The 10,207-nt window shown below is 43.1% G+C and carries 17 protein-coding genes; all 17 read left to right on the top strand.

What is annotated here, in order from left to right; genetic code table 11:
• Positions 1-173 precede the first annotated feature (173 nt).
• Positions 174-635, top strand: coding sequence for a deaminase domain-containing protein (locus tag IQ270_RS07525; RefSeq protein WP_096829654.1), 462 nt, complete (start codon positions 174-176; stop codon positions 633-635).
• A gap of 92 nt (positions 636-727) precedes the next feature.
• Entirely contained in the window at positions 728-1,558 is an 831-nt protein-coding gene (locus IQ270_RS07530) for a hypothetical protein (protein ID WP_228056143.1), read from the top strand.
• Entirely contained in the window at positions 1,551-1,928 is a 378-nt protein-coding gene (locus tag IQ270_RS07535) for a hypothetical protein (protein ID WP_193972615.1), read from the top strand. Before IQ270_RS07530 ends, IQ270_RS07535 begins: the two co-directional genes overlap by 8 nt.
• A gap of 21 nt (positions 1,929-1,949) precedes the next feature.
• Positions 1,950-2,321, top strand: a complete 372-nt coding sequence (locus tag IQ270_RS07540) for a type II toxin-antitoxin system HigA family antitoxin (protein WP_193972616.1) — start codon at positions 1,950-1,952, stop codon at positions 2,319-2,321.
• Positions 2,322-2,380: 59 nt separating this feature from the next.
• A complete protein-coding gene (locus tag IQ270_RS07545) occupies positions 2,381-2,722 on the top strand; it encodes a type II toxin-antitoxin system VapB family antitoxin (protein ID WP_193972617.1) in 342 nt (113 codons plus the stop codon).
• Positions 2,719-2,949, top strand: coding sequence for a DUF433 domain-containing protein (locus tag IQ270_RS07550; RefSeq protein ID WP_006634608.1), 231 nt, complete (start codon positions 2,719-2,721; stop codon positions 2,947-2,949). Before IQ270_RS07545 ends, IQ270_RS07550 begins: the two co-directional genes overlap by 4 nt.
• Positions 2,946-3,278 carry a DUF5615 family PIN-like protein gene (locus IQ270_RS07555; RefSeq protein WP_193972618.1) on the top strand — a complete coding sequence of 111 codons (333 nt, stop codon included), beginning with the start codon at positions 2,946-2,948 and terminating at the stop codon, positions 3,276-3,278. Before IQ270_RS07550 ends, IQ270_RS07555 begins: the two co-directional genes overlap by 4 nt.
• A gap of 308 nt (positions 3,279-3,586) precedes the next feature.
• The gene (locus IQ270_RS07560) at positions 3,587-3,907 is read left to right on the top strand and encodes a hypothetical protein (RefSeq protein ID WP_193972619.1); all 321 of its coding nucleotides are present in this window, start codon (positions 3,587-3,589) and stop codon (positions 3,905-3,907) included.
• Positions 3,908-4,238: 331 nt separating this feature from the next.
• A complete protein-coding gene (locus IQ270_RS07565) occupies positions 4,239-5,789 on the top strand; it encodes an ATP-binding protein (protein WP_193972620.1) in 1,551 nt (516 codons plus the stop codon).
• A gap of 426 nt (positions 5,790-6,215) precedes the next feature.
• Positions 6,216-6,971 carry an SDR family oxidoreductase gene (locus IQ270_RS07570; protein ID WP_193972621.1) on the top strand — a complete coding sequence of 252 codons (756 nt, stop codon included), beginning with the start codon at positions 6,216-6,218 and terminating at the stop codon, positions 6,969-6,971.
• A 274-nt stretch (positions 6,972-7,245) separates the two neighbouring features.
• Complete coding sequence (locus tag IQ270_RS31835; RefSeq protein WP_255532384.1) at positions 7,246-7,374, top strand: hypothetical protein; 129 nt, start codon at positions 7,246-7,248, stop codon at positions 7,372-7,374.
• Between the two features lie 47 nt (positions 7,375-7,421).
• The gene (locus IQ270_RS07575) at positions 7,422-7,664 is read left to right on the top strand and encodes a hypothetical protein (protein ID WP_193972622.1); all 243 of its coding nucleotides are present in this window, start codon (positions 7,422-7,424) and stop codon (positions 7,662-7,664) included.
• Positions 7,665-7,816: 152 nt separating this feature from the next.
• The gene (locus tag IQ270_RS07580) at positions 7,817-8,071 is read left to right on the top strand and encodes a hypothetical protein (RefSeq protein ID WP_193972623.1); all 255 of its coding nucleotides are present in this window, start codon (positions 7,817-7,819) and stop codon (positions 8,069-8,071) included.
• Between the two features lie 108 nt (positions 8,072-8,179).
• Entirely contained in the window at positions 8,180-8,446 is a 267-nt protein-coding gene (locus tag IQ270_RS07585; RefSeq protein ID WP_228056146.1) for a DUF4258 domain-containing protein, read from the top strand.
• 2 nt (positions 8,447-8,448) lie between these two features.
• Positions 8,449-8,664 carry a YgiT-type zinc finger protein gene (locus IQ270_RS07590; RefSeq protein WP_193972625.1) on the top strand — a complete coding sequence of 72 codons (216 nt, stop codon included), beginning with the start codon at positions 8,449-8,451 and terminating at the stop codon, positions 8,662-8,664.
• Positions 8,665-8,982: 318 nt separating this feature from the next.
• A complete protein-coding gene (locus tag IQ270_RS07595) occupies positions 8,983-9,234 on the top strand; it encodes a type II toxin-antitoxin system Phd/YefM family antitoxin (RefSeq protein WP_193972629.1) in 252 nt (83 codons plus the stop codon).
• Between the two features lie 23 nt (positions 9,235-9,257).
• Positions 9,258-10,199: a Fic family protein gene (locus IQ270_RS07600; protein WP_193972626.1), complete on the top strand. Its 942-nt coding sequence runs from the start codon at positions 9,258-9,260 to the stop codon at positions 10,197-10,199.
• Positions 10,200-10,207 lie beyond the last annotated feature (8 nt).

Here is a 10,207-nt window from a genome sequence, read left to right on the forward strand (position 1 = left end):
GGGTTCCATGATGAAATAGACGGAAAGTGTCCATATATCGACGGAAAATAGGAAAATCACTTGCCAGTTGTCCGTCTATCTGGTAAAATTATGAGGATATATGGAGGAAGTAGGTCTAATTATCTGATGTCTTGATACATTTAGAATAGAGATACCCCACAGGATTTGATATCTTGAACAAGGAGGACTTACAAGCTAAAAAGGAGGACTTACAAGCTAGAGCTGCTGATATTCGGTCGAAATACCTCAAAAGACCGATAGGTACAAGTAATGTTGCTATTGCGGATGTATATCTGTCTAACAATATAGCTTTCTGTGTTGGAGCAACTTCTAAAGGGGGAAGCAAAAGTCCAATTCCTCGACCGCTACCCAAATCTGAAGGAGGGCAGTTTGAACCGTCAGTAGATTCGCGGACTGGTCGCTCTATGGATACAGACGCTGAGTACAAAGTTCTTTCAGCGATTGCAGATAGGCTTGAATTGTCCTACGATCGAGGGGTAAAGGGTAATCTCTATCTCTATAGTGAGTTGCAGCCCTGTGAAAGCTGCAACAATGTCCTGAAACAGTTCAAAGAAAAGTTTCCCAACATAAACATTGATGTTTTTTGGGATTATCCATATCCACGAGAGTCCTAACCAGTTAAATCATGATCTTTCAAGGGAGCGGTTCTATATACAAGCAAGTAACTAGAAATCGGCAGTCTTTACTGTACAATATGCCTACGTCATTGCAGAAGGCTATAGTTTCGGTGTCGCATCATCGTTATGAAGAGCTTTATCAATCAGAGCCAGATGGATCTGTGCTGCTTGAAGATGCTTTAGGCGAGATTTTGGACTCATTTCAAGGTAGTAATCGTCTTCTAAGTCAATTGCGTTATGTTTGGATGGCTTTGACTTTAGCTGTTGTTGTAGAACCTACTGTTAAATACTACCAGCCTGATAGTCCCATACCAGAAGCAGCCATCAAGCGTTTAACACATTGGCTACTTAAGACTCTCACAGAAATTTTTAATCCGAACAGGCAACTTAGCAGTGGTATTCAAAACATAGAGAATGTTATATTAGAAGACTTTAACTCTTTCCTGTCCGCGCAGAATGTATCTAGTTTTCAAGTTCTATCAGAAGCTTTAGATGTCTACAGAAATGCGATTGAAACACTTGAGCCAGATCGTTCTCTGCAAGCTCTGCTGAATATTTTAGATGACTGCTTAGAGGGCTATGCTATTTTCCCAGGCTCTTATGGAAGACGTGAACTCTTCGATTGGTGGTTATTAGATGTTGTCCCATCATGCTGGTACTTACTTCCTCCAGTGTCTGTATACTCACTAAATAATGTGGAGATTGATGACAAGAGTTCTCCTTTAAGCAGATTGGAGGAGACAAGTTCTTTAGTATGGTCTTTAATTGGGGCTGCTATTCAAAAAACGCATCCTACAATTGGTACGTTATTTAACAGCAAGCCCTTTACGTCCTGTGATGAGGAGGAAGTTCAAATTAATAATCAGTTGCTTTTAAGCGAAAATAAAAACATTGATTCTGAGGTTATAAAGTATGAGTAATCAGCAAGATATCATAGCTGAACTTGTTAATAGCTTACGTGACAAAAGCTCTGCAAATGAAGAAGAAAAAAGCTATGGAGAAGAGCATCTTGCTCAGCTTAGGGATGCGTGTGAAAACTTCTTGAAAAAGGAAAGTTTTGAAGTAGGGCAAATTGTAAAGTGGAAGAAAAACTTAAACAATAGAAAGCTCCCACATCAAAATCAGCCAGCTATTGTGGTGAGGTTATTGGAGGAACCCATAGTTAGTAGTGATGACGAATCGGGCAGTCCTTATTTTTTAGAGAAATTAGACATTGTTCTTGGAGTTATGTCCGATCGAGGTACTTTTCTAGTTTTTTACTACGATAGCAGCAGATTTGAGTCTTACTAATCTAATAAGTCATTGGTAATTATGTACAGCCTACAACCCATTAGAAGCCAAGAAGATTACAAAGCATCGCTGAAAGAAATAGAGCATTTGTTTGAAGCTCCTCAAGGAACTCCAGAATTCGATCGATTAGAAATATTAGTCACCTTAGTTGAAGCCTACGAAAACAAACATGAGCCGATCGTGATGCCTGACCCGATCGAAGCAATTCTTTATTATCTAGAAAGTCGAGGTCTAACTCAACAGCATCTAGAAGCCGTAATCGGTAGTCACGATCGAGCGATCGAAATTCTCAATCGTAAAGCTCCACTCACCCTTGAAATAATCCGGCAGTTAAATCAAAAGTTAGGTATTTCAGCACAAGTTCTCATTCAACCTTACGCATTGGCATATTAGCTTGCAACGATTATAATTGGATGAAAGCGCGATCGATAAGACTCACCCCAAAAACACCTATGAAAACCACGATCGAAATCGATAACTCCCTCCTCACTAATGCGCTCCAGGCGACTGGACTCACAGCACAACAAGAAGTTGTCGAACTGGCTCTGAACCTGTTGATCCAAATGAAAAACCAACAGAACCTCCGGGCGCTACGGGGTAAACCCGCCTGGGACGGCGACCTCGATCGCATGAGAACGGATGATGACTCCGATCGAGAACAATTCTTTTTTGAGGTAGCCGGAATCTGGGAAGAAAAAAATATCACCCTAGACGACATTCGCAAAGACGCATGGGGTAAGGATACATTCTATGTAGCTTCACAGAAAAATAGTATTACCGAGTGTTTCTTATGAACTACCGAAACCACATCACGATCGAAGCAAATAAACGCGGTGGTAAGCCTTGTGTACGCGGCTTGCGAATTACGGTTTATGAAGTGCTTGAGTACCTGGCTTCCGAGATGACCGAAGCAGAAATTCTCGACGATTTTCCCGATTTGACACGAGAAGATTTAAAAGCTTGTATAGCTTATGCTGCTGACCGCGAGCGTCGGTTTATGACCGCTACCTTATCCGCATGAAATTACTTTTTGATGAAAACTTGTCGCCCAAGTTGCCGAATCGTTTGAGCGATGTTTTCCCTAATTCGCTTCACGTTAGAGATGTGGGCATGAAAGCAACGATCGACCCAATAGTTTGGGATTATGCAAAAGATAATAATTTGATGATTGTCTCGAAAGACGCGGATATGCACGATCTGAGTTTGGTATTTGGGAATCCACCGAAAGTTATTTGGCTTCGCCTTGGAAACTGTTCGACATTGCAAGTTGAAAATTTGCTGCGTCGGGAGTTCAACGCGATCGAGTTATTTTATGAAGATGAGACTTTATCGCTGCTTGCTTTATCATAATGCGCCGATCGCCGAAAGTGTGCGATCGATTCTAAATGCTCTCTAATCTCAAATATAATAAAAATAGCTTTTTTCTGTGTGATGGCTTAAGTGTTTAAGTTGAATTGTGCGGCGAACTCGATCGAGGAAAAAAGATTCCGATGGGGAGTAAGAAGGGGTTGACATACATCCTTGAGCTGCGGTATTATGCGATTATATTCAGTATTGTACCGCAAGTGCGACATAATTATAAGTTAGACCTCTGTCATCGGGCATAGAAAAGTTGCTTCAAGGTTATCCGTAGGGACTTCAAAATCAGGGAATTGCTTATGGCACTCAACGACTTCAGGGCAGTATTTCTTCCTTACTGTTTAGACAAGCAATCTGACGGACGATACGTAGTGCTTAACAGAGAATACAAGCCGATTGGCTTCAAAACAAGAGAAAATATCAAGTATGAAGACTATCCTATTTGTGTTGAATTGAAAGGTATAGGTTCAGTAACAGCGGCGAAGCTTTCTTTCGAGGGCGATCCAAATACAGATAGAATTTATTTGTACAATGATGGCTGTGTTCCCACACAGAGTGCTGAACATATGAAAAATTATCTTGAAAGTTTAAAAATCTTGGCAAAACTCAAAGTTGAATAATCAAGCAATAATAATAAGCTAGCAACATTGAATTGACCATTGAAGAATTTCTAGAGTCTCGGCGAGGTCTAACAAGCCTGTTCCACCCGACCACCGAAAGGTTATCTGTTAATGTTTAAGTTTAATAGTGGCGGGTGAAGCGGAACGTTATCTCGCAAACGCTGCCTGATTTTGGAGATGATTCGGAAGCTCGATCGATAATTAATAATTCCGCCTAAGATTCTCATTTCCACCCGATGAGTCGGTACAAACCCCGCTTAACAACAATAGAACCTCATTCCAACAACAGTAAAGTAAACTGAGAGCACCCCCCATTCGCCCCAGTTGACCTATGCCACGTTGGTTCAACACCGCAGGCCCTTGCCGCGATGACATTCACTATATGTTGCCGGCAACCCGACGCCTCCCGAATTTAGAGCGACTGATTGCTCAGCAAAGCTATTTTGTCATCCACGCACCCCGACAAGTAGGAAAAACTACCGCCATGCTGGCTTTAGCCAAGCAACTCACTGACAGCGGACAGTACACTGCGATCGTTGTTTCAGTAGAGTTAGGTTCGCCCTTTAATGACAATCCACAACAAGCCCAAGCAGCAATCTTAAGTTCTTGGCGCAGTGAGGCGCGAGTCTATTTGCCACCGGAGCTCCAGCCACCACCAAAACAAGAAATGGAGGTGGGACAAGGAATTGAAGAAACCTTGCGGCAATGGGCACAAACTTCACCTCGCCCTTTAGCAATCTTCATCGATGAAATTGATTCGCTCCAAAATGAAGTATTGCTATCGGTTTTGCGTCAGCTACGCAATGGTTATCCCTCTCGTCCTCGTGCGTTTCCGCAATCGGTGGGCTTAATCGGTTTGCGGGATGTTCGCGATTACAAAGTGGCTGCGGGTGGCAGCGATCGCCTGAATACATCCAGTCCGTTTAATATTAAAGTGCGATCGATTACGCTCAGAAATTTTAATGCCTCAGAAGTCGCAGAACTCTACGGGCAACATACCCAAGATACCGGACAAGTTTTTACACCTGAAGCCGTAGCGTTAGCTTTTGAATTAACACAAGGACAACCTTGGTTACTGAATGCTTTAGCCAAAGAAATCGTCGAAGAATTAGTAACAGATGAATCTATAGAAATTACACCAGAACATATTTTAGAAGCTAAAGAAATTATCATCAAACGGCAAGATACGCATTTAGATAGCTTGGCTGAACGACTCAGAGAAAACCGAGTCAAAGCAATTATCGAGCCGATACTAGCCGGACAAGAATTGCCAGAATCTTCTAATGACGATCGCCAATACCTCGTCGATTTGGGCTTGCTCAAACGCGATCCAGCCGGGGGTTTAGTCATCGCCAATCCGATTTATCGAGAAGTGTTGCCACGAGTTTTGGCGCAAGGCCCGCAAGATAGTTTACCGACGATCAGTCCGAGTTGGTTGAATCCTCGCGGTGAACTGATGACCGAAGCACTCCTGCAAGCGTTTCTCGGCTTTTGGCTGCAACATGGCGAACCCTTACTCAAAAGTGCGTCTTATCCCGAAATTGCGCCGCATTTGGTACTGATGGCGTTTCTACATCGGGTGATTAATGGTGGGGGAACGTTGGAGAGGGAATATGCGATCGGACGAGACAGGATGGATTTATGTTTGCGTTATGGTGAAGTCACATTAGGCATTGAACTGAAAGTTTGGCGGACTCGGAAAGTCGATCCTTTGAGTAAAGGGTTGTCACAGTTGGATGGGTATTTGGCTCGATTGGGACAAGATTCTGGGTGGTTGGTGATATTCGATCGCCGTGAGAATGCACTGGAGTTGGAAGAACGGTTGAAAACTGAAATTCAGGTTAGTCCAATGGGAAGAACGATTACGGTGATTCGTGCGTGAGGAAGTTCTGATGAGTGTTTCGATTTTGGCGATCGCGTAGGATGTGCGATCGACTTATCAAAAAATTGGGTTTACAACCTCGTCATAAGCTTGACGGCTTTCTGCTATAGTATTAGCAGGTTGCTGACCGTGAGAACGTGAGGAAACAGGTTGAACGTCCTACTCCGTGATCTCAAAATCTTTAACCGTCAATGGTAAAAACCAAATCCACACGGTAAGAGCAAATAAAAATCAAATAGCGTGGGACACACGCGAATTTACGCTTGGGGAGTAGTCCGTAAGAGTGCTTGCTGTAAAAGGTGTAGTCGGACTAGACATGAAACTGTAAGACCAAAACTGACATTGTTGGTAGAGGCACGATTCAGCCCAAGAATCCTCGTACCTGATAGTCGAGGAGTGTCAACATTCTTACTTGTGGAGAAATGTATGACCCAGCGACCAATAGTTCTTATAACTGGTGCAAGTCGGACTATTGGCATCGGATCATCAATTGCCAAAGAATTAGCAAAATCAGGCTGGGATGTCGCTCTAACCTATTGGCAGCCATACGATACATCAATGCCTTGGGGCAGCAATCCGAAAGAGGTTCAGTCACTTTGCAACAAACTTGAGCAATTCGGTGTGCGATCGACAGCGATCGAGGTTGATTTATCCTTGACTGATTCTGCTTCGCGCATATTCGATATTGTTGAGCATGACCTGGGAAACGTTACGGTAATGGTTATTGCTCATTGCCATTCAGTTGATAGTGATATTCTATCCACATCAGTTGAGAGCTTTGACTTACACTTTGCGGTCAATGCCCGTGCTACTTGGCTATTGATCAAAGAGTTTGGTGAGAGATTTCGAGGGGAAACTGGATCTGGTCGTATTGTTGCGATCACCAGTGACCATACGGCAGGAAATCTCCCCTATGGTGCCAGCAAGGGTGCTATGGATCGGATTGTACTCGCTTCGGCACAGGAATTTAGGTCGCTGGGAATCACTGCGAACGTGATAAATCCAGGTGCGACTGATACTGGCTGGATGTCCGAAGCACTCAAAACTGATATGCAATCCATCACTCTGTTGGATCGTGTCGGTATGCCACAGGATTGCGCTAATCTAGTCAGATTTCTGTGTTCCAAAGAAGGCGGATGGATCAACAGACAACTGATTTATAGTAATGGTGGTCTTCAGTAACCTTGAGAACATGAGGTTTTTTAGGCTGCTTAAGACAATTCCCCAAGCTAAAATGGGGTCGTTATCTCGCAAACGCTACCTGACTTTGGAGATGATTCGGAAGCTCGATCGAGAATTAAGGATTCCGGCGAAGATTCTCCTTTGGGCCTTATGAGTAGCACAAACCCCCGCTTAACCACAATAGAACGCCATTCCAACAACAGTAAAGTAAACTGATGAGTTCATTTGAACTCGGAACAGTTAAAATAGGCAGTAGGTGGAGTGAGTGACCGAAATGCCAACTACTGCTCAGTTAGAGAGTTTATATCGCGTCACCTATCAGTTGACGTTCATCATGTTGCAACCGATTCATCTGGTTTGTATCGATCGTCGTACTCGAAATGTATACGTTCTAGCTGGATAGGGTGAAGACCTTGAGTTTGAAATAGTACCGAATGGGGAGGTATTCTGATGAGCCAAGTGAATTTTGAGGCTATGAGCGATGCCGAATTGAGACGGTACTTTCTGGAAAATCGCCAAGATCGAGCTGCTTGTCAGGCATATTTAGACAGGTTCAGTCAGCGTCCGAAATCAATCATTGCAAGCCCAAGCGATCCCGATTTTGACGCAAAAATTCAGGCAGCAATTCGGCAGAAATTAGAAACATCGCCTAGTAGCCAGCCAGCTAACAACACAGTGGAACGGACGGAATAGAGTCACCTTGGATTGGAGATGATTCGGAAGCTCGATCGAGAGCTTGACAAATCAGAAAATTGGTAGAATCAATAGATACGCTGCGATCGCACCCATGCAACAAGCTAGTAGATCCAATCTTTTCGCCAAACCTCAAACGAGGAGATTTTCAAATGCCATTGACTGAACTCAAGTCCAAAATACAGGAACTTTCAAAAATTGACAAGCTGCGGTTGATGCAGTTTCTGGCAACAGAACTGGTCAAAGAAGAAGATGCAACAAACTTTTTTGTTGCCGATCGAGAGTATCCGGTCTGGTCGCCTTACAATTGCTCTGAGGCTGCCAATGTTTTAATGAATCTTCTGGCAACAAAACAACAAGAACAGAAGGGACAGGCTTTTTATCAGGAGATTACTGAGAGCTTGTAACTGAGCTAAATTGGTATGAATAACTAAATCAATTCTAAATAATTGGGTAGATAGAAATTGGCTGATGACATCTTAGAGCAGGTACGAGAAGCGGCAAGTAAGCGCTTATTGTTTCTACCTCATACGATCCGGCAAATGTCCCACCCAGATCGAATGATTGCAACTACTGAGGTTGAAGCGGTGGTTAGGACAGGCGAAGCGATCGAAGATTACCCAGAGGATGCAAGGGGGCATAGTTGTCTCATGTTAGGGCTTGGGCGAGATGACCGAGCAATTCATGTGGTGTGTGCCCCGAAAGACGAATATTTAGCTATCATTACGGCATATCTGCCCGATCCCAGCCAATGGACACCGGATTTTAGAGGGAGACTGTAAGAATGGAATGCTTGTGCTGTAGAAATAAAATGCGACGCGGAACCGCCCCATTCACGATCGATCGAAATGGTTATCGTGTGTCATGGGACAACATTCCAGCGTGGGTTTGCAATCAATGTGGCGAGGTTCTATTTGAAGCCCGCGAAGTTGATTTGATCCAGGAAGCCTTAGTCGGTTTAGATCGAGAGACTGCGACGTTAGTTGGTCAGTTATCGTAGTAGCTATATAACAATCGCGCTGCACCGGAACGTTCTAATATGGTCGGTTAGTAGCAAAGGTTATCTACGTCCGGCGATCGCGAACGTTATCTCGCAAACGCTGTCTCACCTTGGAGATGGTTCGGAAGCTCGATCGCGAGTTTGACAAATCAGAAAATTGGTAGAATCAATAGATACGCTGCGATCGCACAAGGTCGGAGAGCGATCGAGTGATTCGGCGATTTTGTGAGGAGTTGGGGATTGAGGTGCTTTTATAAGTTAGGCAATAAAAAATAATTTTTGCTAAATTGTTAACAACACTCAAAAAAAGTGAAAACCATGCTTAACCTCTCCCGTAGCCGCCCCCTGAACCAATTTCAACAGGAAGCTCCTGAGTTGCTTCATCAGTTTGAAACAGATAAAACACCAATCGTAATTACCATTAATGGTAAAGCGGTTGCTGTGCTTCAGGATGCGGAAAGTTATGAAAAACTACTTAATCGGTTAGAACTTCTTGAAACTCTTGCAGGTATTCGTCAAAGCTTAGGGGAATTCGATCGAGGCGAAGGGGTTTCTATTCATCAAGTTTAGGGAATGGGGGAGTATTTTCAAAGATGGAGACTCAACTATACGAGAAATTTATTCAAAAAGTAATTATTTTAGGTAAACAAAAGGAATTTTCATTAACCTCTTCGATCGACAACTATTTAATCATGAATTATCGGCTTAAATTAGAACGAATCGATAAACTAAAAGCTTGGCTAGATGGGTTTAGACCGTTCGATTCCACGCTTGTCGCCGAACTCAAAAAGCTCTATGATGTTCGCTTTACTTATAACTCAAATGCCATTGAGGGTAATACTTTAACCCAAAGTGAAACAGAATTAGTTTTAACGAAGGGGATTACTGTGGGGGGCAAAACCCTTGACGAACATTTAGAAGTTATTGGACATAAGGAGGCGATCGATTATATTGAAAATTTAGCCCAAAAAGATACGGAGATTAATGAATGGGAAATTAAGCAAATTCACAATCTTATTCTCCGCAAAATTAACCCGGAGGAAGCGGGTAGTTATCGCACTCTGGATGTGATGGCGGCAGGAACTAACTATCGTTATCCTCCCCATTATTTACTATCTCAATTAATGGGGGATTTTGCGATCTGGCTCAACTCGGAATCTGCTTTAAGGCTCCATCCAGTTGAATATGTAAGTATCGCTCATTATCGGTTTGTTTCGATTCATCCTTTTCGGGATGGGAATGGTCGCACCGCCAGATTATTAATGAATTTACTCTTAATCCGTGCAGGCTATCCGATTGTGGTGATTGACAACCAAATCCGCAATGATTATATTAATGCTTTAGCCTACGGGCAACAAAACCAAGATGATTTAAGCCAGTTGTTTACATTGATTTTTGATGCTACGATTAGTTCGCTTGTGGAAGTTTTAAGATTATTGGTGACTGCAAGTAGCAGCAGGGGAAAGGGACAGGCTTTTTATCAGGAGATTACTGATTTTCTCGATCGCAGTGGTGGTTTAGGGGATGGGGCATAGGTAATGGG

Source organism: Microcoleus sp. LEGE 07076, from assembly GCF_015207455.1.
In the GTDB taxonomy this organism is placed as follows: domain Bacteria; phylum Cyanobacteriota; class Cyanobacteriia; order Cyanobacteriales; family Microcoleaceae; genus Microcoleus.

Excerpts from the sequence above, each read along its gene's own strand:
- IQ270_RS07535 (WP_193972615.1), top strand. The coding sequence starts at position 1,551 with ATGAGTAATCAGCAAGATATCATAGCTGAACTTGTTAATAGCTTACGT.
- IQ270_RS07540 (WP_193972616.1), top strand. The coding sequence starts at position 1,950 with ATGTACAGCCTACAACCCATTAGAAGCCAAGAAGATTACAAAGCATCG.
- IQ270_RS07545 (WP_193972617.1), top strand. The coding sequence starts at position 2,381 with ATGAAAACCACGATCGAAATCGATAACTCCCTCCTCACTAATGCGCTC.
- IQ270_RS07550 (WP_006634608.1), top strand. The coding sequence starts at position 2,719 with ATGAACTACCGAAACCACATCACGATCGAAGCAAATAAACGCGGTGGT.
- IQ270_RS07555 (WP_193972618.1), top strand. The coding sequence starts at position 2,946 with ATGAAATTACTTTTTGATGAAAACTTGTCGCCCAAGTTGCCGAATCGT.
- IQ270_RS07560 (WP_193972619.1), top strand. The coding sequence starts at position 3,587 with ATGGCACTCAACGACTTCAGGGCAGTATTTCTTCCTTACTGTTTAGAC.
- IQ270_RS07565 (WP_193972620.1), top strand. The coding sequence starts at position 4,239 with ATGCCACGTTGGTTCAACACCGCAGGCCCTTGCCGCGATGACATTCAC.
- IQ270_RS07570 (WP_193972621.1), top strand. The coding sequence starts at position 6,216 with ATGACCCAGCGACCAATAGTTCTTATAACTGGTGCAAGTCGGACTATT.
- IQ270_RS31835 (WP_255532384.1), top strand. The coding sequence starts at position 7,246 with ATGCCAACTACTGCTCAGTTAGAGAGTTTATATCGCGTCACCTATCAG.
- IQ270_RS07575 (WP_193972622.1), top strand. The coding sequence starts at position 7,422 with ATGAGCCAAGTGAATTTTGAGGCTATGAGCGATGCCGAATTGAGACGG.
- IQ270_RS07580 (WP_193972623.1), top strand. The coding sequence starts at position 7,817 with ATGCCATTGACTGAACTCAAGTCCAAAATACAGGAACTTTCAAAAATT.
- IQ270_RS07590 (WP_193972625.1), top strand. The coding sequence starts at position 8,449 with ATGGAATGCTTGTGCTGTAGAAATAAAATGCGACGCGGAACCGCCCCA.
- IQ270_RS07595 (WP_193972629.1), top strand. The coding sequence starts at position 8,983 with ATGCTTAACCTCTCCCGTAGCCGCCCCCTGAACCAATTTCAACAGGAA.
- IQ270_RS07600 (WP_193972626.1), top strand. The coding sequence starts at position 9,258 with ATGGAGACTCAACTATACGAGAAATTTATTCAAAAAGTAATTATTTTA.